Source organism: Lysinibacillus sp. (assembly GCF_032093475.1).
Classification (GTDB): Bacteria; Bacillota; Bacilli; order Bacillales_A; family Planococcaceae; genus Lysinibacillus; species Lysinibacillus irui.
In genome coordinates this window covers 2,472-24,848 of sequence record NZ_DAMDAY010000057.1, presented here as the reverse complement: position 1 = coordinate 24,848, position 22,377 = coordinate 2,472, and the positions used below count along the sequence as shown (strand labels likewise).

At 36.6% G+C, this 22,377-nt stretch carries 18 protein-coding genes and 1 riboswitch; of the genes, 2 read left to right on the top strand and 16 right to left on the bottom strand.

Annotation, left to right across the window (positions count from 1 at the left end):
* The 4 genes from RT445_RS13090 to RT445_RS13075 form a co-directional block, all read right to left on the bottom strand.
* The coding region (locus RT445_RS13090; protein WP_313470707.1) for a VOC family protein at positions 1–417 on the bottom strand (417 nt) is incomplete at its 3' end.
* A 195-nt stretch (positions 418–612) separates the two neighbouring features.
* Positions 613–1,374: a Nif3-like dinuclear metal center hexameric protein gene (locus RT445_RS13085; protein ID WP_274793653.1), complete on the bottom strand. Its 762-nt coding sequence runs from the start codon at positions 1,372–1,374 to the stop codon at positions 613–615.
* 149 nt (positions 1,375–1,523) lie between these two features.
* Positions 1,524–4,094 (bottom strand): vitamin B12-dependent ribonucleotide reductase, encoded by a 2,571-nt coding sequence (locus RT445_RS13080; protein ID WP_396631784.1) that lies wholly within the window; start codon positions 4,092–4,094, stop codon positions 1,524–1,526.
* Positions 4,095–4,294: 200 nt separating this feature from the next.
* Positions 4,295–5,125: a lipoate--protein ligase family protein gene (locus tag RT445_RS13075; RefSeq protein ID WP_274793655.1), complete on the bottom strand. Its 831-nt coding sequence runs from the start codon at positions 5,123–5,125 to the stop codon at positions 4,295–4,297.
* Positions 5,126–5,330: 205 nt separating this feature from the next.
* On the opposite strand from RT445_RS13075, the gene RT445_RS13070 reads away from it, so the two are divergent.
* On the top strand, positions 5,331–5,717 hold the full coding sequence (locus RT445_RS13070; RefSeq protein WP_036122960.1) for a rhodanese-like domain-containing protein: 387 nt from the start codon (positions 5,331–5,333) through the stop codon (positions 5,715–5,717).
* A gap of 470 nt (positions 5,718–6,187) precedes the next feature.
* Here RT445_RS13070 and RT445_RS13065 read toward each other — a convergent pair whose 3' ends face one another.
* The gene (locus RT445_RS13065; RefSeq protein ID WP_313470706.1) at positions 6,188–6,433 is read right to left on the bottom strand and encodes a hypothetical protein; all 246 of its coding nucleotides are present in this window, start codon (positions 6,431–6,433) and stop codon (positions 6,188–6,190) included.
* 357 nt (positions 6,434–6,790) lie between these two features.
* Positions 6,791–6,867, top strand: a riboswitch (glycine riboswitch).
* A gap of 163 nt (positions 6,868–7,030) precedes the next feature.
* On the opposite strand from RT445_RS13065, the gene RT445_RS13060 reads away from it, so the two are divergent.
* Positions 7,031–8,371, top strand: a complete 1,341-nt coding sequence (locus RT445_RS13060) for an amino acid permease (protein WP_313470705.1) — start codon at positions 7,031–7,033, stop codon at positions 8,369–8,371.
* 43 nt (positions 8,372–8,414) lie between these two features.
* On the opposite strand, the gene RT445_RS13055 is transcribed toward RT445_RS13060, so the two are convergent.
* The 11 genes from RT445_RS13055 to RT445_RS13005 form a co-directional block, all read right to left on the bottom strand.
* The gene (locus tag RT445_RS13055) at positions 8,415–9,386 is read right to left on the bottom strand and encodes a glutaminase (protein WP_313470703.1); all 972 of its coding nucleotides are present in this window, start codon (positions 9,384–9,386) and stop codon (positions 8,415–8,417) included.
* A gap of 82 nt (positions 9,387–9,468) precedes the next feature.
* Entirely contained in the window at positions 9,469–10,884 is a 1,416-nt protein-coding gene (locus RT445_RS13050) for a M20 family metallopeptidase (protein WP_313470702.1), read from the bottom strand.
* A 17-nt stretch (positions 10,885–10,901) separates the two neighbouring features.
* The gene (locus RT445_RS13045) at positions 10,902–12,125 is read right to left on the bottom strand and encodes an MFS transporter (RefSeq protein ID WP_312507518.1); all 1,224 of its coding nucleotides are present in this window, start codon (positions 12,123–12,125) and stop codon (positions 10,902–10,904) included.
* A 318-nt stretch (positions 12,126–12,443) separates the two neighbouring features.
* A complete protein-coding gene (locus tag RT445_RS13040) occupies positions 12,444–13,745 on the bottom strand; it encodes a hypothetical protein (protein WP_274793662.1) in 1,302 nt (433 codons plus the stop codon).
* Positions 13,746–13,906: 161 nt separating this feature from the next.
* A complete protein-coding gene (locus tag RT445_RS13035) occupies positions 13,907–16,777 on the bottom strand; it encodes a hypothetical protein (protein ID WP_313470700.1) in 2,871 nt (956 codons plus the stop codon).
* Positions 16,778–17,052: 275 nt separating this feature from the next.
* Complete coding sequence (locus RT445_RS13030; RefSeq protein ID WP_396631807.1) at positions 17,053–19,323, bottom strand: ATP-binding protein; 2,271 nt, start codon at positions 19,321–19,323, stop codon at positions 17,053–17,055.
* A 56-nt stretch (positions 19,324–19,379) separates the two neighbouring features.
* Positions 19,380–19,538: a competence pheromone ComX gene (comX, locus tag RT445_RS13025; protein WP_274793665.1), complete on the bottom strand. Its 159-nt coding sequence runs from the start codon at positions 19,536–19,538 to the stop codon at positions 19,380–19,382.
* Between the two features lie 273 nt (positions 19,539–19,811).
* Positions 19,812–20,183, bottom strand: coding sequence for an SMI1/KNR4 family protein (locus tag RT445_RS13020; RefSeq protein ID WP_313470699.1), 372 nt, complete (start codon positions 20,181–20,183; stop codon positions 19,812–19,814).
* Between the two features lie 29 nt (positions 20,184–20,212).
* Positions 20,213–21,160 carry an ADP-ribosylglycohydrolase family protein gene (locus RT445_RS13015; protein ID WP_313470698.1) on the bottom strand — a complete coding sequence of 316 codons (948 nt, stop codon included), beginning with the start codon at positions 21,158–21,160 and terminating at the stop codon, positions 20,213–20,215.
* Between the two features lie 29 nt (positions 21,161–21,189).
* Positions 21,190–21,960 carry a macro domain-containing protein gene (locus RT445_RS13010; RefSeq protein ID WP_313470696.1) on the bottom strand — a complete coding sequence of 257 codons (771 nt, stop codon included), beginning with the start codon at positions 21,958–21,960 and terminating at the stop codon, positions 21,190–21,192.
* Positions 21,961–22,112: 152 nt separating this feature from the next.
* The coding region (locus RT445_RS13005) for a hypothetical protein (protein ID WP_396631806.1) at positions 22,113–22,377 on the bottom strand (265 nt) is incomplete at its 5' end.

Genomic DNA, 22,377 nt, shown 5'->3' with positions numbered 1-22,377 from the left:
GTTTTCGTAATTATATATTTCACCAATAAGTTCTGCCCCCTTCATTGATAATTTGGTAACTAGGGCTTCAATATCTTCAACTGCAAAGGCTATATGCTGGTTACCTATATTATTTACTAAAGGATGCTGTTGGCCATTTTCATCTGATGGCGGGTGATATTTTACTAGTTCTATTTTTGTGTCCCCTTCTGGTGTACGCAACATTACTATTTCTAGATTTGTGTCATCTGTTGTGCGTAATATGGCAGCTTCCTCTTGAACGTCTTGAAGCCCTATTATCTGCTCCATCCGCTTCACCCATTCGCCTTCCACTTTTCCTTCCCCAAGTATTTCTAGACCTAAGTCAAGAAAAAATGCTTTGGCAGCAGGAAGATTATGAACGAATATACCTATATGATCTATTCTATGAACTTTCATACCTCACTTCACCCTTTTCTATTCTTATACATTTATCACTATTTCAACAAACAAACTTTCCCTTGAATAAATCATTAAAAGTACCCGAGGTAGGAAAACACTTTTTCCTTACTACCAGTTCGGCAAAAAATTAATATCACGAGCACACTATGAGCTCAGCCACCTACTGAAAGATTTCCTCTTTCCTAATATGCCTTATCTTATATTCGCTTCATGATGGAATTCGTTAAGTCTCACTATTTCAAGATCTTTATTATTGGCCTTCAATTTCAATGCTAAACTTTCAATTCCAGGTAATTCTGTGAAAGTATGACTTCCGATAATTAGATTTATTCCTTTAAACTGAGCATATTGAATCGTATACAAATTACTTTCACCTGTAATGTATGTATCACACTTATGTTCAACGGCTTCCTTAAGACAAGCTGTTGATGCTCCATTACCACAGACTAAGCCCACTCGTTTCACCTTTTTGTCATTGAACCGCCAAAATCTAACGGGTTCTTCAAGTACGTTTTCAATTTTTGATACGAATTCATGAAATTCAATTTCTTTATCGTATTCAGCGATTCTACCAAAATATAATCCTTCCCATTCGTGGGTTCTTTTCATATTTTTTAAGTTCAATTTTTTTAATAAACTATCATTTGTTCCAAAATGACAGTCATCGAGCGGTAAGTGATTATAGTAGTGACTTATACCATACTCCGCTAGTTTTTCGATGCATGCGTCTTTCAATCCATATAGTTCCTCCCAAGCATCATGATGTGTCAACATCATATCAACGCCTTGAATTCTTGCTTCCTCTATTGTTTCAAGGGTTAGGTTAACACAGTATCCTATTTTTTTTATTTTTTTATCTGCCTTGTATGTAATCCCAGATTCACTAGCATAGATTTTCTTATTTTTCACATTAAAAAGTTCATTAATTTTTTCTACAATTTGTGAAACATCCATTTACTTACATACCCCCTCAATCATCTTTTCTGTATTCAAAAATTCGTTCCTAAATCGCTAAACAAAATATTTCCATTTGAAACAAAAAATACCCCTTTAGATTATCTTATCTAAAGGGGTAAAAAGGTACAACTGATTTTATATCTAATTTATAGACCGCATTTTAACTGTGCGCCACAGTTTGTGCATGTATTACAGCCGCCCATTTCTTCGACTGTGCCTTTACGGCATACAGGGCATGTATTCCCTACGTCAGAGCCAATTACAGTTGTTGACTCTAACGCTTGAATCGTATCTACTAATACGACCGGACGTTTTGTATGTTCTTCTACTAATTCCTCTTCAAATGAAAGTTGATCCATATCATTTTCTTCAGCTTTTAGTGTAAGTACTTGTGAATCACGGCTACCATCAACATAGACCGTACCGCCTTTAGCGCCACCTTTATATAGTCGCTCGTACACTTTTTCAACTTGCTGTACTGTATAGCCTTTTGGTGCGTTTACAGTTTTAGAAATAGATGAATCAATCCATTTTTGAATAATACATTGAACATCAGCATGTGCTTCTGGTTTTAGCTCCATCGCTGTAACGAACCATTCTGGAAGCTCTTGCTCATTTACTTCTGGATGACGCTCTAAATATTCTTGGACAATTTCAGCTTTCACTTCAATGAATTTACCTAAACGACCAGAACGGTAGTACGTGAAGGAGAAGTAAGGCTCAAGACCTGTTGCCACACCTACCATTGTTCCCGTTGAACCGGTCGGCGCAACAGTTAATAAATGTGAGTTTCGAATACCTGTTGCTAAAATTTGCTCTTTAATGTGAGCAGGCATTTTTTGCATATAGCCTGTCTCTGTAAAGGCTTTACGTAAACGAGCTGTTTCTTCGTCAGTAGCACCTACTAAGAATGGGAAGCTACCACGTTCTTTAGCAAGCTCTGTAGACGCCTCATATGCTGTTTCAGCAATGGTTTTAAAGATTTCATCGACTAAAGCATTGCCTGCTTCTGAACCGTATTCTTTCTCGCAATAAATAAGTAAATCTGCTAAGCCCATTACCCCTAAACCTACACGACGCTCGCCTAGTGCTTGTACACGGTTTTCTTCTAAGAAGTAAGGTGTTGCATCAATTACATTATCCTGCATACGAACGCCTACACGTACTGTTTCACGTAGTGCTTCGTAATCAACTGATTGATTTTCTTTATTTGCAAACTGTGCTAAATTCACAGCAGCTAAGTTACACACAGAATATGGTGCAAGTGGTTGTTCGCCACATGGGTTTGTCGCTACAACACTTTGTCCATATGCTTTGGCATTTGTCATGTCATTTGCATTGTCGATGAAGAAAATACCTGGCTCTGCAGAGTAAGTTGCACAAACATTAATTAAATTCCATAATTCTTTTGCTTTAATTGTACGGTATGTGCGGACTTTATAGCCCATTTTCTCCCATTCACGAACATCGCCAACTTTATGCCATTCCGTGTTGTAAATGTTCATTTCTTCTTTTGTATATTCCTCTACAGCTGGGAAGCGAAGCTCAAAGTCAGCATCATTTTCAACGGCTTCCATAAATTCTTTTGTTAATGTTACGGAAATGTTCGCACCTGTTAAAAACTCAGGATTATGAACTGTATAAGTACCACCATCACGTAACTTATTTTCAGCTTCACGTATAATCGCTGTATCGAATCCACCTAAGCCTTCTATATTTTTGTAGTTCACGATGCCTTGATACATCGCTTCTTCCTGCATAGAAAGAGGTTTAAAGTTTAATTTTTCTTTTGCTAGTCGAATGATTGATTCATCTGTCGTATTTTCAATTAAATAACGCAGAATACGTGGATTTTGCATTTTCGAAATAATAAATTCCACAATATCTGGATGCCAATCTGCTAGCATAATCATTTGTGCTCCACGACGTGATCCACCTTGCTCTACAAGATGTGTCAATTTAGCAATATCATCTAACCAAGAAACTGAGCCAGATGATTTACCGTTTACACCACGTGCTAGCGTGTTACGTGGGCGTAATGTTGAACCATTTGTTCCAACACCACCACCGCGGCTCATAATCTCCATAACTTGCTTACGGTGATCACTGATACCTTCACGAGAGTCAGCGACAAATGGCATAACGTAACAGTTAAAGAAGGTTACATCAGTTTCAGATCCAGCTCCATAAATCACTCGTCCAGCTGGAATGAATTTCAAGGATACTAATTGCTCATAAAATTTTTCAAACCATTCTTGACGTTTTTCTGGTGTTTTTTCAACAGCGGCAAGGCCCGTTGCATTTCGTTTTGCGATTTGTTCATAAAATATTTCAAGAGGCTTTTCTAGCACGTCAATTGAACGTGTAATCACACCCGTTTCCTGCTCTTGCGGATCGTCTAATGCGCTACGATAATCTTCCTCAATCAAAATATCTGCTGTTTTTGTAGCCATGTCCAGCTTTTGAATTGTCCCTAAACCTCGTGCAGGGAATTTTGGATCAGCTTTTACCGTTAAAACAACAAAATCACCAGCTTTTAGTGTTTTCTTTTCCGTGTCTTTAAACGAGTAGCGATCGATCATGACAAGTCTTGATACACCTTTATGTGTGATATGCATGTCAGGTGTTACTGGGTGAACCTGTGAAAATTGTTCAATATCTTTGTTTAATTGCTCAAATTGTTTGTTTACATCGGGTTGATGATTTGTGAGTACCATCATTTTGCCTCCCTTGTTTTCTTCATTACAAAATAAATACACAATATCATGTGTTATTAAACACTACATATTGTGTATATGTCTTAAAAAAAGATACTATATATAGTTTTTTAATTCAACTCTTGCTTTTTTAAATAGATTCAGAACTACTTGTTATAACTAGGATTGAACGTAAAAAAATATTTTTTCCATACCATTTTTTACTTTTTAAAGTTCCACTCGTCACATGCATATTTTTTTTCTTCTAATGCATGGACATATTCTAATTGCTCCTCTGAAAGTGTAAATGGTTTTAAATCAATTTGCAACGATTTTGCAAAGCCATCTCGAAAAGCTGTCACACATTGCTCAACTGTCACTGGCTCTTTGACAAGACTATTAATCGCGACTGCCTTTTCTGGCAGCTTTCTACGCATACGATCCTTTGCTTCCTCGCTTGAGAAATTAAATACCGATAATAATTTCTCTTGATCTAAATCTAATAAAATGGCGCCATGCTGTAAAATAACACCTTTTTGACGTGTTTGGGCACTTCCCGCTATTTTTTTCCCTTCAACGACAAGTTCATACCAGCTTGGTGCATCAAAGCAAACAGCACTTTTCGGACTCTTTAAGTCAGCTCTTTTCTCCTCTGTATCAGGAACACTAAAATAGGCATCCATTCCTAGGTTGTGGAAACCTTGCAATATTCCCTCACTTAATACACGGTATGCTTCTGTCACAGACTCTGGCATATTCGGATAACTTTCAGTAACAATGACGCTATATGTTAGCTCATGTTCATGCAGGACAGCTCGTCCACCAGTTGGTCGACGGACAAAACCTAAACCTTGTTCTCGAACAGCATCTAAATTAATGTCTCTTTTGGCTTGTTGAAAATAACCAATTGATAGTGTCGCAGGTTCCCACTCATAAAAACGGATCACTGGTGGAATTAACCCCTCACTATGCCAATCAAGTAATGCTTCATCTAGCGCCATATTAAAAGAAGGACTACATTTCCCTGAATTTAAAAAATACCAAGTTGTCATATGTTCATCTCCTACAAATATAAAATGATCCCTCAGGCCCCACCTGTGGTTCAACCTTAACAAAAATTACTCTACGGTTGCTCGATATGCTTTTGTAACAAAATAGACGAATTTGCCACAACCTAGTTAATTTTATCAAACTCATTGGACTATCGCTAGCGCATCTTTTATAATAATAGAGAAGATAGAAAGGGGTAAGAAAATCTTGGACATACTTATCACAATCGGTGTCGTTTTAGTAGTTATCATTGCATATATTGGTATTAATGCACTACGACTAAAAAAAGCCGTAACCAACTTAACACAAGAGCAATTCATAGAAGGCTATCGTAAAGCACAGCTAATCGATGTCCGTGAACAAAAAGAATTTGATGCAGGTCACATTCTTGGTGCACGTAATGTTCCTTCTACAACACTTCGTCAACGTTATAAAGAAATCCGCCCAGATTTACCAGTATATCTATACTGTCAAAATACAGGCCGTAGCTCACGTGCTGCATTATTTCTTAAAAAACGTGGGTACAACCAAATTTACCAACTTCAAGGCGGTTTTAAAACTTGGACTGGTAAAATAAAAGCAAAAAAATATTAATACTCTCATGAAAAAAAGTCGTCTCAAAGAACTATGAGACGACTTCTTTTTTAAAAAATTCAGAGTTTCTACTATATTATATCTATTGCAAATCATTAAATACTAGCTCTCGTTTCAACCAGTCTTTAATCCTGCATTTGGACCAGAAAAAAACCCAACAAAAAGGGGTAACCTATAGCCCATTTTCCCTAATGATACCACACTGTAAATTGGTCCTTACTAGAGACTGATACTTTGCAATCTTAGTTGAGCGGCTCTGCATGATGAATGATCACTTTGACATCAATTTGGAGCGGCTCTTCCTACAGATTGAGCACTTTGCTACCCTTTTGGAGCGGGTTCACTCTTCATGTGAGCGGTCCTCCCTGTAGAATGATCACTTCGATATCAATTTTGAGCGGTTCTTCACACACAATGAGCACTTTGCTACACTTTTGGAGCGGTTCTCACATCATATTGAGCGCTTTTCGCTACTTTTGGAGCGGGTTCACTCTTCCTATGAGCGGTTCTTCACACACAATGATCACTTCGCTACCCTTTTGGAGCGGCTCTCCCTCCAGAATGATCGCTTCGACAGCAGTTTGGAGCGGTTCTTCACACATAATGATCACTTTGCAACTCTTTTGGAGCGGATTCACTCTTCCTTTGAGCGGTTCACTCTCCAGATTGATCACTTCCCCCGGCTTTGAGTAGTTTCTCGACAATATTGAGTACATTGCCTTCCTTCAGAGCGGAGCTCCCCCACTTTCAAGTGCCTTCCCAACAGAAGGGGTGACCTCACCACTCTTTGGAGCGAACTATACCGTTTTGCCTGCTTGCTTCTCTCCCTATGCAAGCTTCCACTAAAAGTGTCTCCCCTTTTTTAGCAATTCTCCTTACTAAATCTTCTATGTCTAGAATTCCTATTTTTCGTCAGAGATTTCCCATTTAGTAACCCATTCTTCTATTTTTCTGAAAATAGTTAAAATTTATTGTTGAATTATTTTACGTGCACTGATAGGATGTATAATATCTTACAATAACAATTGATTAGAAAGTTAATAAGCTATGAATGCTATGGATCAAACTATAGCAGGAGCAGTTCTGGAGAGAGCGCACAATGCGTCGCCGAAGGGTTCACTATCTCAGGCAAAAGGACAGAGGAGTAATAGCAGCTTTTATAAGCGAAGCCACATGAATGTTAAAAGATTTCATGAAATATTTGCGAATAAATGGTATTTGTTATTCTGACGTTTTTCCGAGACTAGTGTCACAACTAGTCTCTTTTTTATTTTTCCAGTCATAGTTTTTACGCATCTTTGAGGGGGATTAACGTGGAACAGCAACAATTAAAACGTGATTTAAAAAATCGCCATGTGCAGCTTATTGCCATTGGTGGAACGATTGGCACTGGTTTATTTTTAGGCTCAGGGAAAGCCATTGCCCTTGCAGGACCTTCCATCATTTTAGCCTATTTAATTGTCGGTACCGCACTATTTTTTGTCATGCGCGCATTAGGCGAACTGTTACTATCTAACGCGGGCTACACATCATTTACGGATTTTGCATCTGAATACATAGGACCCTGGGCTGGCTATGTAACAGGCTGGACATACTGGTTCTGTTGGATTATGACGGCCATGGCAGATATTATTGCTGTAGGGGTTTATACACAATATTGGTTTGATATCCCACAGTGGGTGCCAGCCATTGGTTGCTTAGTATTATTATTACTACTGAATTTATTAACAGTTAAGCTTTTTGGGGAGCTAGAATTTTGGTTTGCCATCATTAAAGTCATTACTATTGTAGCTCTTATCATTATCGGACTTATTATGTTAGTGACAGGCTTTCATACTAGCTCTGGGCCAGTTTCTGTGGAAAACCTTTGGGCACATGGTGGGGTGTTCCCAAATGGGTTATATGGCTTTTTAATGGCCTTTCAAATGGTTGTTTTTGCATTCGTTGGTGTAGAATTAGTCGGGGTTTCAGCTGCTGAGACAGCAGATCCTCAAAAAAATATTCCGTCTGCCATTAATAAAATTCCATTCCGTATTTTACTCTTTTATGTAGGAGCATTATTTGTTATTTTATGTATCAATCCATGGTATGAAATGTCTGCCGAAAACAGTCCTTTTGTCCAAGTATTTACATTAGCAGGAATTCCAATTGCTGCTGGTATTATAAATTTTGTTGTACTCACTTCTGCCGCTTCAGCTGGTAATAGTGGTTTATTCTCTACAAGTCGAATGCTCTTTAATCTTGGTAACAATAAACAAGCTTCTCCTGCGTTTGCAAAACTGAACAAAAACAGTGTTCCAAGTAACGCACTCGTTGTGTCTGCTGTTGTTGTATCAGTAGGTGCATTGCTAAGTAAGCTGATGCCAGAGAATGCCTTTAGTATTGTGACGACGATTAGTGCAATTTGTTTTATATGGGTATGGAGCATTATTGTTATTTCTCACATCATCTATAAACGAAAAAATCGTGCTTTACATGAAGCATCAAACTTTAAAGCACCACTAACACCATTTATCAACTATGTCATTCTTGCATTTTTCGCATTTTTACTTATTGTCATGTTGATTTCTGAGGCTACGCGTACAGCACTGCTGTTAACACCAATTTGGTTTATCGCGCTATTGATTATTTATAAAATCAAAAGAAAAAAATAAAAAGAAGATGGCTTCAGACTACCCTGAAGCCATCTTCCACTTGTTAAAAAATTGTCATGTCCCATTCCGTCGCTAAATGCTTGAGTAATTGTACACCAGCGACACTATTGCCGATTGAATCGATAGCTGGTCCATAAATACCTATACCACAGCCAGCGGGGAACGGTGAATGCAAGCCAGCATGTCCTGGAACGGCTGTTAGGATTGCACCTGACACACCACTTTTAGCAGGTAGGCCAATAAATGCTGCAAATTTTCCTGAAGCATTGTACATACCACATGTCACCATCAAGGCCTTCGCTAATTTTGCCACTTGTTTAGGAAAAAGCTGTTTCTTTAAAAGTGGATGATAGCCGTCATTGGCGATGACTAAACCAATCATGGCTAAATCTGAGACATTAACCTCAATCGCACATTGCTTCAGGTAGACCTCAAGTGCCGCCTCTACTGGACAATCAAGGAAACCAGAGTCCATTAAATAATAGGCTAATGCTCGATTTCGATTAGCTGTTTGCCATTCCGATTGAAATACCTCTTCATTAATACTTAATTGCTTGCCGATGATTTGTTCTAAAAATGCTAGAATCTTTGTGACCTTCTCTTGTGGCGAACTCCCCGCGAGCAAAGAGGACACTGTAATAGCCCCTGCATTAATCATTGGATTAAAAGGTTTTCCTGGCTGATGGCTTTCCAAGCGAATAATCGAGTTAAAGGTATCTCCTGTCGGTTCCACATCTACTCTTTCTAACACATAAGGTACTCCTCGATCCATACAGGCTAAAATAAATGTAATAACTTTGGAGACACTTTGAAGCGTAAATAATTCTGCTGTATCTCCTGCTTTGATTTCGCGGCCATCATTTCCAATAATCGCAATACCTAATTGATTCGGGTCTTTTTTGGCTAAGGCTGGAATATAACTAGCACATTGTCCCTCTTTTGCAGCAGGACGAAATTGTGTCACCCATTGTGCCACTAGTTGATCATGTTCATGATGATTAGCTTGTGTTGACATTGATGTGTTCTCCTTTCAAAATGAGGCAAAAACAGAGCCTTCATAGTTCTCCTATGAAGACTCTATCTAGATCGCTATCCTTTTATAGCTTTGGAGGCTGTGTTCCCTCCGGAATTAAAGATATATATGTCTCTCCATCAAGACGTTCTTGCCATTCTTTTTTTGCTTCTTCAATTAATGCTGGATTATCAAGTAATGCGATAGCTGTACAAGCCATGATTTTAGCCGCTTGTAGCATACCTTTATGCGCAATTGGCATAACCCCCTGTGAAACAACCTGCCATGTATGCAACGGTGTACCTAATGCCATACATACGGTTGTACATTGTACGGTTGGTACTTTCCAGCTGACATCTCCAACATCTGTTGAGCCACCCATAATAAATTCAGGGAGCATGTCTGGGACGTGATTCGCAATGACTTTTCCTTGTAAACGCTTAACATCTTCTTTACGCAAACCTACTAACGAAGAAGCTTGTACTTCAGGTGTAAATGTATTAAAAATTGCCTGTGCGTACTGCTCATCCTCTATTGTATAGTCTGGCATACCAATTTCAAGTATTTGTTGATACATTACATCATAAAGTGTTTTATTTGTAATGAGATTTGAAGCAGCACCCTCAAAATCAATGTCAAGCGACGTACCTGTCATAAGCGTTGCACCTTTTGCAATATTTTCAACGCGCTGATAAATCTCTTGTACTTGTTGTTTTTTAGGGGCTCTAACGAGATAGGTTACCTCTGCATAGGGTTGTACTACATTCGGTGAAGTTCCACCAGAGTTTGTGATGGCGTAATGCACACGAGCTTCTGGAATGATATGTTCTCGTAAGTAGTTTACCCCAACATTCATCAGCTCAACAGCATCTAAAGCACTTCGTCCAAGATGTGGTGCTGCTGCTGCATGTGCACTTTTCCCAGTAAACTTAAAAGTAGCAGCATAGTTTGCTAGAGAGCTACAAGTCATTACAGTAGAAAATGTACCTGGATGCCAAGAAATCGCAATATCAACATCATCAAAAAGTCCAGCTTTTGCCATATACGCTTTACCTGAACCATTTTCCTCGGCAGGACAGCCGTAAAATCGAATGGTTGCTGATTGATTATGCTGCTCAAGATAATCTTTCACTGCCACAGCAGCAGCAAAGGCTCCAGTTCCTAATAAATTATGCCCACAGCCATGACCGCTTCCTCCATTTTCAATAGGTTCATGTTGTGTAGCGCCACCTTTTTGACTCAAACCAGGAAGTGCGTCATATTCCCCTAAAAAGGCAATGACAGGCTTTCCAGAACCAAACGTCCCTATCAGAGCTGTACTAAGTCCAGCAACACCCACTTCGGTTTGAAAACCCTCTTTTTCTAGCGCCTCTTTCATATAGTGCATTGATTTTTTTTCTTGAAAATGAAGCTCTGGTACAGCCCATATAGCATCACTTAATGCCACACTAGCTTCTTGTTTTGCTTCAATTAATGTCGAAATTTTTTCGTGAAAACTCATTAAAGTCCCTCCAATTTTTATGCTTTCAATAAAGTCCCTTTTTGGTCATTAAGCGTGACAATGGACACAATACAGATGAGCGCAAAGCCAATTAACATCCAAAATGCCGCATCAAACGAACCATTAAAAGCATCTACCATAAAGCCAATGGCCATAGGTGTGACAAAACCTGCTAACTGTCCACCTGTATTGGCGATACCCATTGCCGAACCTGTAATTGAAGAAGGTAATTTCTTCAGTACGATAACAGGTAATAACGTAATGACGAACGCAATAAAGATCGAAACAACTGTTTGATAACCAATAAATAACGTCACTGTTTTGGCCGTAAACATTAAATACAATAATATGCCGATAACTGCACAGGATATGGACCCTAGTACCTTTTCCATTCCTCTTGGTAGCTTATCAATAATAAATCCGCTGCCATACACACCGATAATCGTTGTAATAGCAGGAATTGTTTGTGCCCAGCCAATGGACATTAAATCCAATCCACGATTTTTCTGAAGATACGTAGGAATCCAAGAAACTAATCCCCAGTTCACTGCATAAATACAAAAATATGCAATGATCAAATTCCACATAAGTGGTGTTTTCAATAATTCTTTAAAATTTACCTTTGTAGTAGGATGATTTGTCCCAGCTTCTTCTACTATTTCAGCCTTCGGAAGCTGAATATACTTCCAGTATAATAAGGCAATAATCGCTCCAATCGACCCGATAATAATAAACATCATGCGCCAACCTATCGTTCCTAATAAATAAGCAGCTAGCAGCGGCACAATTAATGATACAATCCCTCCAGAAGTAAGCATGATGGACATGGCTCTTCCTCTTTCTTCTTTCGGGAAAATCGTCGCAATAATCTTAGAGCTCGCTGGCTGAAATCCACCCTCTCCGATGCCAAATAAAAAGCGAATCACAATCATAGCCGTTAATGACCAAGCAATTGCTGTTAGACCGGTGAAAATAGACCACATAATAACAGCCAACAGTAAGATTCGTTTTGCGCCAAATTTATCAGCAAGCCAGCCACCTGGTATTTGCATAATGGCATAGCCTAAAAAGAAAGCGCTTAAAATAATACCCGTAGAGGATGCATCTAATTGCAAATCACCTGTAATTGAAACAACTGCATAGTTCATAATGTAACGGTCTAAGTTTCCTAAAGACCAGCCCAAAAATAATAGCGCAAGGATAACATTTCTAGATTTTTTAGTTACTTCATTTGTTAACATTCATATCCCTCCCATATCTCAAAACATTCTCTAACATTGCAGTCTCTACTTCACTGCTTTTTTTCCTTAATGATCTTTGCCCCCTTGTAATATCTAGTAAAATAAAACCCCTTTTATATACCGACATTTTCGTTATATATTCGTATAATAATCAAACTTCTATGAAAAAACAATATTTTTTTGAAAATTTCTAATAGATAATCGTCTTTGTAAACGAACATTCATCTCTTTAAAAGGTTCACAATTCCTTGATAAATCAGTTTTTAAAGGACAAAAAAAGCCCCAAACCATTTTTGGCTTGGGACATCTTCATTATTTTTAAACAAGCTGATACATTTTTATCGGCCTACCACGAGTATGCTGTAATTCTTCTCCACAAATTCTCGCTAAATCCACTCCACATAAATCTGCCACGATTCGTTGGGCATTTCTTTCACTCATCTGAAGCTGTGTCGCTAAATCCTTTGTCGTAAAATGCTTCCAGTGCATTTTCTGCACAAGCGCATAAATTTTCATGTACGTTTTTACACTAATATTACCTTTTTTTAGTTTTTCTAAAATAAAAGGGTCTTCTGCTCGATAGGAATACGTAAGTTCTTCTACATTCCCTACGGATTCAATAATTGTTCCATCATCCTGAATCATAACAATATCTACCGCTTCATTTTCCTTCGTCTGTCTTAATCCTCGATGAGCATGTAATTCAGCATTGAACACCGTTTGAGCAAAACCAATGCCTGCTGTTACCTTCGCTTCCATTTCAATGGACAGCTGATACATTTTTTCCTGTAAAAATTGGATTTGTCCTTCAATGGCTCCCCTTGTACTAAAAATAGTATACTTTCCATTCCCTTCTTCAATCAGTGAGCCATCAATTTGTTCACAGAGCTGAAGCAGGTTTTCCTTTATGCGCAATTCTAAATACTGTATACGGTACCCTTGCTTCATTCTTTCTTTTAATGAATCGAAGTCCTTTATTTCCAGCATAACTGCACCAATTTGGGTCTCTTTATAATAGGACGTTTTGATTTTTTCTGTAAAAAGCTGAACGGTATGGTAAATTTCCGTTTTGGTCGGTGAAACCCAATAAGACGGCACACCTCGTTTTTTCAGCTCTTCATCAACAGAAGGATAGCAAGTAATCGCAAAATCGATTTTGCCCGCCTGCCAGAGATCATAGTGGAAATCAAATAGCTCTTGTGGATTAACAGCCACATCAAATTCCTTTAAATACATGTGATGGACATTATGCTGAATTTCCGCAAGACTCTCTGACGCCATTTGGGAAGGCGATGGGATGATGTCGATACTGACATTTTCAATAAACTTTTTTTGTTGATAGGACTGCTCTAAAAAGCCCCGATAAATGGCTGCTTCGGAAAAAATAATATGAGTCAATTTATCCTTGGAAACATTCGTTTGACTGGCAAGCTTATAGGGGATGTAGCCAGAAAATAGCCAGAAATCCACATCCTGATTATAGGTCTCGACAAGATGCTTTGTTTCCGTCGCCACTTCATAAATATACGGAATAAACTCCATATCCTGTTCAATTTCCCGTGCTAACGCAATAATTCTCTCAACCGATTTAGCGGGACCAACAACACCTATTTTATACATCTTTTGTTCCTACCTTCTTTGTGAAACTACAATCGTTTATGTAAAAAATTTCATTCTCTGTAGTACATAGTATAGCGAACATTGAATTTACTAGACAAATAATAATGACTTTATCTATAAAGAAAGCCCCGAAAATCCATCGGGGCTTCTTGTAGTAATTATTATTGTTCAGTTGGATACATGTTGTTATAAAGTAACTCTAATTTCTTTGAAAGCTTACCATAGGCAGTTTGCCATGCTTTGCGAGCCTTCTCATCTCCATCCACTGGAACGTATAGAGCATGAACGTCTGCTACCTTTTTCAAATCCCCTTCCGCCTGTGTCAGCTTCGAATAATTTTTTACGATCTTCTGATCAGTAGCACTTAATTGATCATAAATCGCACGAATTTCTTTCACTTTTTCCTCTAACCCAGCTATATATTCACCTTTTACAACTAGAGAATTGATAGACTCAATTAACAGCAAAGCACTTTCATTTGTTTGCTGTTGCCCTTTCTGCTTATCAATAATCAACTGTCTAGTCGCAGCATCAATCAGGCTCACTTGTTTAGACGTCAGCTTTTCAAATGCCTTGATGACTGTACTTGGATTATTATTAATCGATTTCTCATAAGTCTTCATAAAGGATTCTACCTTTTTGACATCCGCCAATGCTGCTTTTAAAATATCATAATTTGTAATTAATTTTTTATCACTTGAGCTAAGGCTACTATACTGTGTCGATAGATTTTTAATTCTATCAATGGAAACTGTATAAAGATCATTTGCTAAAATGCTTGCAATATCATGATTTAGCTGTGTAATATTCGGCGCATTTTCATCAATAATTTGATTATTTAATAAAGCCTCATATTGCTCTTTTGCTAAATGTTGTTGATTCGAAGGTAATTTAGCATACGCTTTTTGCACTGTTTCAATTTTTTTAGCTTGTTTAGCAGCATCTGTTTCTTCTCTAGCTGTCTGGACTTTTTTATGGAATGATTTCACACCTGAAATATCCTTCTTTGCTGCTGTTAATAAATAATAATTCGTCACATATTTTCTTGCACCTGACGATAGACTTTTATACGTTTCTGACGCTTTATCAGTTGCGGATTCTAATTGTTTGAATGTAAAGGTAGTGACATCTGCAAATTTAGCTATTTCGGCCTTCAATGCTTCCGCAGCAGCCTTATCAGCAGGCACTTTACCATTGTCATCAATTGAAACCTTAGGCGTATTCAGTAAAAAGTCATCGGCATTATAGACAAGGGACTGTTGTAAAGTCGTAAGCTTATTATAAGCTTTGAGAGCACTCGTATAGCTTGAATTCAGTTTACTTTCTGTCACGCCAGCTGTTCGAGATAATTTTTGATAAGCGTCCATATCTTTTATCACTTTTTCAGCTGCTTTTAAATCTTTTTGTAAAGTAACAAGACTGTCATAGCCAACAATTTGAGCTGCCGATGTTTTCGTTAAGCTCTTATATTCTTTAATCATACGATTGACATTATTGACATGACTCTGCCATGAGCTAGCTGATGGATTGATTGGATAGATATCATCGCCAATATAGCTCTCTATATCATGATTTAATGCGGCAATTTGACTCACTTCAGCACTTTCCGCTGTCGCTAAAAGCTGTACATACTTGTCTGATACTAATTTTAATTGCTTATACGTCAATTTTTCATAGGCAGATCGAATGGACTTCGCCACTGTAACTTGCTTATTCGGTGTATTGTCTGTCGATAATTTATCAAAGGATTTAATAAATTGCTCCACTTTTTTAATATCTGATTTAGCTTCTGTTAAAATAGCTTGATTTTGAATTGCCCCACGATAATTTGGGGATAACTTTGCGATATCCTCTTCAATGCTAGTCACTAACGCTTTTAGGGTATCCTTATCTGAAGGTACATATTGTGCAAGAGAATTTTCGTAGGATAGTAAATGAACAATAGCTTGATTTAATCGTCGAACTTCTGAAATTTCCTCCAGATCATTTGGCTCATTTAATAAATTTTTAATGTTCGTATAGAGGACTTCATTCGCATCTAAGCTGCGTTGTAGCTGATCAAGCTTATTATAGGCCTCTTCCATCTCTTGAATATATTTAGGTCGATCCTTTCCATTCACGTCCTGTAATTTATCTACTTTTTCTTCTAATTTATTGAGTAGTGCCACATCAGCGAGGGCTCTCTTTAGAACATCATAATTGGACACATTTGCTTTTGCTGGTGCCGATAAAGCTTGATACTTACTTTCTAATTCCTTTATTTTGGCTTCGAATGATTCAAAATCTGATACATTGTATTTATTATCATGGATTAGTAATGCTTTAATTTCATTTGTTAACGTATCAGTAGGTACGGTCGATACAGTAATGGTATTTGAAAGTTTAGATTCCACAAAAGAAAGACCTACTTTTGCTTTAACAGTGACGCTAATATCCTTGATGCCTTTTTCAATGGCGTCCTTTGGAATTGTATATGTACTCCCAGCGGCACCTTCAATAATTGTGAAGGAATTATCGCCAAGCTTATAAAACCATTGATAACTATATGTAATTTGGTCACTTTGTAGTTTGGCACCACCCTTATCTGTAACAGAAACGCCAGCTACTTTCACCGTTTCACCAGGTGCTACAAAACTGGAAGAGGAATGACCCTCCAACGTTGGAATAGTGATGTCCAAGTCTAATGCTTTTATATCACGTGGCTCACTTTGAAACTTTTTACCGTCAATTGTAGTTGCTTCTACAAAGATTGATTTTCCAGCTGCTTCAACTGGCACTTTAAATGATCGCGAAGTTGCGCCAGAAATCGGCTTATTTGTTACTGAATTTGAACTATCTTCACTCGTAATGTCCTCTAGGTAATACCATTGATAGAGATTGACCACTGCATTATTAGGTAATTGCTCAACTGTTAATGTTCCATTGACAATATTTTCACCACTAATCGAAACCGTTTCTGCTGCATTTGCTACAGCTGGTACAATGAGTGCTACTGGAACGGCTGCTGCTGTTAAAAATAATTTCTTATTCAAATCTATTGACCTCCTTAATCCTTCTAATGAATTATATCGGTCTTGCTGCTATAATTTCCTTTGTTCTGGAGAAATAATTGTAAAAAGTGTATTTTCTCTCTATTCTACTCTTATAAAACAATATTTTTTTGATGATAATATTTTATTTTTGATCAACCCTCTCAAAGAGTAAAAGATATCAAAAAACAAAAGCCTTCTAATCCGCATTCGTAGCCTCTACGAAGAGATTAAAAGGTTTAAATAAGTATATACCTATGTGCTTACACCTCATTTGGTTATCCTCGTATCATATAAGTTGGCCGGTTCAGCGTACTATACGTATAAGGATGCGTTTGATTGGTTTCACTAACTTGTATACGAATGGTTAGTCCTTCACCTACTTTGCTATCTAAGGCGAATTTCCCATTAAAAGCCTGAACCCTCTCTTGCATACCTTGAATGCCCATAGAATCCGCAAGTAGAATGTCATCTATATTACAGCCTACCCCATCATCGGTATACAAAATTTCAAAACCTTCTTCGGTGCCTAATAAATAGATTTCAACGGTATTCGCATTGGAATGTTTTAGAGCATTGTTTAACAATTCTTGGAACAAGCGATAAATCATTAAGTTTAACCGTTCATCCTCTAAATAAAGCCGATCAATCGTATAAACCAACACAAAATTTGCTCGTTTATGAATTTTTTGAATCAGTTTTTCAAGGGCGGCATTTAATCCTAACGTATCGAGAAGTGGTGGCTTTAAATTTTCACAGTAGCCCCTTAAATCATTCAAGGAAGTTACCATATGTTCATGCAGCTTTATGAGTCTCGCTGGGATCTCCTCTTTTTCCTTTGTATGCATAAGGACATCCATTTCTCTCGCAATATGAAGCTGTTCCTGTAAAATCGTATCATGAAGTTCCTGAGCAAGTTGATATTTTTCTTCCTCGAAGCGTAGCCAAAGTAATTTATTGAGCCACGGTAGTTGTCGATTATCAGCCTCTTTCATATGCTTTAACTGATTTAAAAGCTCCTCAACCATTTTCGTATTTTCAATAAAATTGTTTAAATAGAGCAATAACAATTCAAGCCATAACAACTCCTCATCCTTTAGATAAATCGATTTATTATGGTCAACAACAAGGATTCGTTTATAATTCGCATCTTGATGAATAAAGGCGATATAGAAATGATCTGTTTTTTTAATATCCCCTAGCCCTAAACGCTCGACAAGGACCTCATCAATTTGATGTTGCGTGTATTCCTTCGATTTATTCGTTAACGTCACCTGATGTGTTTGAAAATCATAGGTCAGAACATAAACACTTTCCATTTCAAGCTGGAGCACAACCTCCTGCACAAATTTCTCCAATAGATCTTCGATTTTGACCACTCGACCTATACTATCAACGGTAGTATACAAGCGATGAATGTAGTCCCCTTTCGTAGAGAAAAGGATTTTCCGCTTACGATAATCAATCCGCTCCTTCATGTAAAACAGGGCCATTAACGAGAGAAAAGCGAAAAAGAAAATCTCCGTCATGCGTGTAATCGAAAGATCCGTAAGCCAATACAGCCCCAATAACAGCCATAGTGTAAAAGCAAAAGAAAAATTAAAATAATAACGTAATCGAGAAATGAAATACTCCATATCAAAAATACGCTCAGTAAGTTGTGTAAATATAAAGCTGAATGGAATAAGCATTAGAAATAATGAACAAATATCAGCAGAGAGTAATTGTGTATTGAATAAGATTTGGGGTAATGCATAGAAAAGTAGAAAGGGCAAAAATGGAATAATGATACTCATTAACAATATCTTTAGTTGAGATAATTTATACTTAAAATAACCTACAATCAATATTCCAAGATTTAATATTAATAATAGAAAAAATACCCATAGCACAATTTCAGATAGAATAGGGTTGATTGATGGATAAAAAATACTGAAAACACTAAACGCAATCGCTAAAACAGGAAATAAAAAAAATACTTTTAGTTTTTTTATAAAGAGCCATTTTATCTTTAAAAACGCAAAATAATTTTCTAAAAAAAGTAACAGAATTACTAAACATAATAGCATACTACTACGGTTAATAATCATACCTATACTATCTAAACGCCCTGAAGCACCAATACTCACATATGCTAAAGAAACACTTAGAATAAATAATATTAGTAAATTGGTAAGGTGTTGATTTATTTTTTTAAAATATAAATATACCGTAATAAATAATGTCAAAGCATAGTAACATGCCGGTATTATCAATAAATAGTAAAATTGCTGAGGTATATCAAGATTTTTTATTTGTATAGAGATTATTTTTCCATCAGGCTTTTGGATCGTTAATTCTTTTGCTGCCCTAATGGCTGAATCAAAGGATATATAAGATAAATTATTTATTTTCACATCATCAACATTTAAAACAATATCCCCAGGTGTAATTTGATGCTTTGTTGCCCAATTTTTATAATAGGAATCCGTTATTGTCCAATTATTATTTATTTTTTCTAACTCAATATTTAAAAAGGGTTTGCTATAAGTAACATTAAGTAGGTACATCCCTAAAATTAAATAGATACCTATAGCAAGCCCAAACCATTTATTTTTTTTATGTTTTAATACCAAACACGATTTTCTAAACATACATCTTCATCAAACGAATCCAAAATTGCTTTTTGTTCAAGATCTGTTACACCAATTAAAGAAGCTTTTTTTTCTTTTAACAATGTTACCAACGACGGATTTTGCTCTAAATATTGAATCATGTTAATCATAAAATATCGCCTCATTTCATTAGTTTTAATTTATAATTACATAATTTGCTAAAAACTCTTTAAACAAAGGAATTATTAACCAAATTTGTAACTATAATTTTATTATACTACCACTCTCCAATAATTCAACATAATTTTCTAAAAAATACAAATAATTAATAGAATATGTAATAATTTAGCTTTATTTCTCCAAGAAAAGACATAGAACCCACCTAAAAAAGCCCATTCCAAAGATAGGAATAAGCTTCAACTATTTATACTGATTAATTTGTTTTACTGACAGCCATTTTGTAGCCACTTACTTAAGTCCATAGTGACCACCGTGGCATGTTGTGGATTCATATCTCCGCTATCTACTGCAAAAACGCTAGAATCATTCCCCTGAATGGCCATTAAAAATACCATTCCACCACCATCGTCACCAATAGCTATATAGCCTTTCGCATATTCCTCCACTTCCCAAGTCTCATTTCTTTCTATCAATTCCTCTGTACCGTAAATTAACACCCCATTAGCCAGTGATACACCATTCACCTCTTGTAGGACTCGCCTATAAACGGTTGGGAGTTGACATGACATACTATGTTCCACTTGTAGAATGTCGTTCTCTGTAGCTGGTAAATTTGCATTATGTATAGGAAGCATTTTGACACATCCTTTCGTTTACATTCTCTTTACACCTGTGCTTCACAATACTCGTAAAACGCCAAAATTAAGTCATCAACCTTTTGTTTACTGACAATTTTGCCTAACCATTCTTCTGGAATTTTATCCAACTTTTTATACATACCCGCTATCGAACCTGTAATGGCTCCAACGGTATCCGTATCTTCTCCTAAATTAACTGCCATCAGAATCGCTTCTTTAAATGTTGTAGAATTACCTACACACCAAATAGCCGCTTCTAGCGAATGAACAATATAGCCGCTTGATTTAATCTCGTCTTCAGGCGTATTTAAAAAGTTTTCATGAAAAATCCTTGTGTAAGCATCTAACTCTGCTTTCATTTCATTTTGTAAATTATTTTGCAGTAAGTCAAATACCTCTTTTAAGGCCACTTCTAATGAATTGTTTCGGTATAAGCTTAATAATAGCTCAATGTAAATGATGGACCCTACTATGGAACGCGGATGACCATGAGTAATCTCTGTATATTGATGAACTAATTCTTTTCTTTTAGCAAAATCTAACTCATGCATGACCACGAATACTAAAGGAGCTATCCTCATTAGTGTACCATTGCCATTATCAAACTCGCCCGTTTTACCACATTGTGCTGGCGGAACACCTTTTTTATAGTTGGAAACGGCTTCCGCTGTAGTAATTCCAATATCAAACATTTCGCCAAATGGTGTAAGATAGCCATGCTCCATGTATTGCACAAATTTGTTCATCAATGTTTTGGTATCGCCTTTTTCAATAATGTTTTCTACCAAGCAGAGTGTTAGAGAAGTATCATCAGACCAAGTACCAGGTGGTTGATTGTAAGTACCATACCCCATCACATCTTGCACACGGAACGTTCCTCTTTGTTTAAATTCGACTGGTACGCCCATTAGATCACCGATAATCCCACCGTATAAAGTGTCAAACACACGCTCCCTCAATTGTGTATCTACCATAAATGCCACCCCTACTTTTATTTAATTTATCACAATTCAAAAACAGTACATTTAATTTTATAATAAATTAATTCCTCATTTATTATTTTTTCAATCTCTTCCCAATCTCCTCCAGCTAAACCTGAACCAATTTTAGGCATCTGTATCGATAATCTATTTATTAATGCAAATCTCGCAACTTTTCTTAAACATAATCGAAGTGCATCATAATCAATATAGGTTGTATGATCTTTATCATTTTTCCTCACACCATGTTGTGCAAGCATATTGGCAACAAAAGTTGCTCTCTGCTGGTCTACACATACAAACTGAACTTCTCCTAACCCAAAAGTTTCTTTATCCTTAGACCATTTTACATATTCATTTTTGGCAAAAGGGAATTGCTTTGATAAAGATAAAACAAAACCTTTTCCCCATTTTCCTAAAATATTGACAACATGAATGATGAGTGTATGTTCTTCTAAAGGAAGAGAAGCATCGCCCTTTAAGTAGTTTGTTTGAGATTTGTTAGCTACAATTCCTTCCTGCCATTTATTCTCAAATTCTAATTGAGTAATAGGTACACTATCGCTTAAATCTAAACTATCGATATGTCCGTCATACAATAAAAATCCAACATCTTCATTCCAATCATGTAATGATGAAGAACAGTACATATCATTGTTAATTATATTAATCTGCCTAGTTGCAACGCCATCATCAAATTCTGTATATAATTGTCCATAACCTTTTAAAAATTCAATATTATCACATTTATAGTATAATAGACTATTATTAGTCCTTGCGTGACTCTCTACCACTGCTAACCTCCATTTCGGAATATCCAAATACATTTTTTCCATCAATATAAAATGGCTAAAAACTCTTTAATTCGCATATTTTTAACAATCAAACAATTCATTAGCCAATTGAGCAATTTCTTGAACGGCGTCTTCAATCCTGTTTTGTTCATCTAAAGAATATATCTCTTCATTGAAATAAAAAAATTACTAATATCAACGAAACATAATGCAAGTTTTTTAGGAACGACTTCAAAACTCTTATATTCAGCTATTAATATTTTCATTGCTGTAATTAATTCACTATATTTAACTTCATTCAATCCTTCACCATTTCTTAATTGTATTAAAATAGAATGTTCTCCTAATATATTTTCATAAATACTATTTAAAGCATTATTTTTATTCATAGTGTTCTCCGTTATAATTGGTGTAGAA

Bases quoted from the DNA above. Each gene is read 5' to 3' on its own strand.
- RT445_RS13085 (WP_274793653.1), bottom strand. From the start codon at position 1,374: ATGGATGTTTCACAAATTGTAGAAAAAATTAATGAACTTTTTAATGTG.
- RT445_RS13080 (WP_396631784.1), bottom strand. From the start codon at position 4,094: ATGGTACTCACAAATCATCAACCCGATGTAAACAAACAATTTGAGCAA.
- RT445_RS13075 (WP_274793655.1), bottom strand. From the start codon at position 5,125: ATGACAACTTGGTATTTTTTAAATTCAGGGAAATGTAGTCCTTCTTTT.
- RT445_RS13065 (WP_313470706.1), bottom strand. From the start codon at position 6,433: ATGTACTCAATATTGTCGAGAAACTACTCAAAGCCGGGGGAAGTGATC.
- RT445_RS13055 (WP_313470703.1), bottom strand. From the start codon at position 9,386: ATGTCAACACAAGCTAATCATCATGAACATGATCAACTAGTGGCACAA.
- RT445_RS13050 (WP_313470702.1), bottom strand. From the start codon at position 10,884: ATGAGTTTTCACGAAAAAATTTCGACATTAATTGAAGCAAAACAAGAA.
- RT445_RS13045 (WP_312507518.1), bottom strand. From the start codon at position 12,125: ATGTTAACAAATGAAGTAACTAAAAAATCTAGAAATGTTATCCTTGCG.
- RT445_RS13040 (WP_274793662.1), bottom strand. From the start codon at position 13,745: ATGTATAAAATAGGTGTTGTTGGTCCCGCTAAATCGGTTGAGAGAATT.
- RT445_RS13030 (WP_396631807.1), bottom strand. From the start codon at position 19,323: ATGTACCTACTTAATGTTACTTATAGCAAACCCTTTTTAAATATTGAG.
- comX (WP_274793665.1), bottom strand. From the start codon at position 19,538: ATGATTAACATGATTCAATATTTAGAGCAAAATCCGTCGTTGGTAACA.
- RT445_RS13020 (WP_313470699.1), bottom strand. From the start codon at position 20,183: ATGCTTCCTATACATAATGCAAATTTACCAGCTACAGAGAACGACATT.
- RT445_RS13015 (WP_313470698.1), bottom strand. From the start codon at position 21,160: ATGGTAGATACACAATTGAGGGAGCGTGTGTTTGACACTTTATACGGT.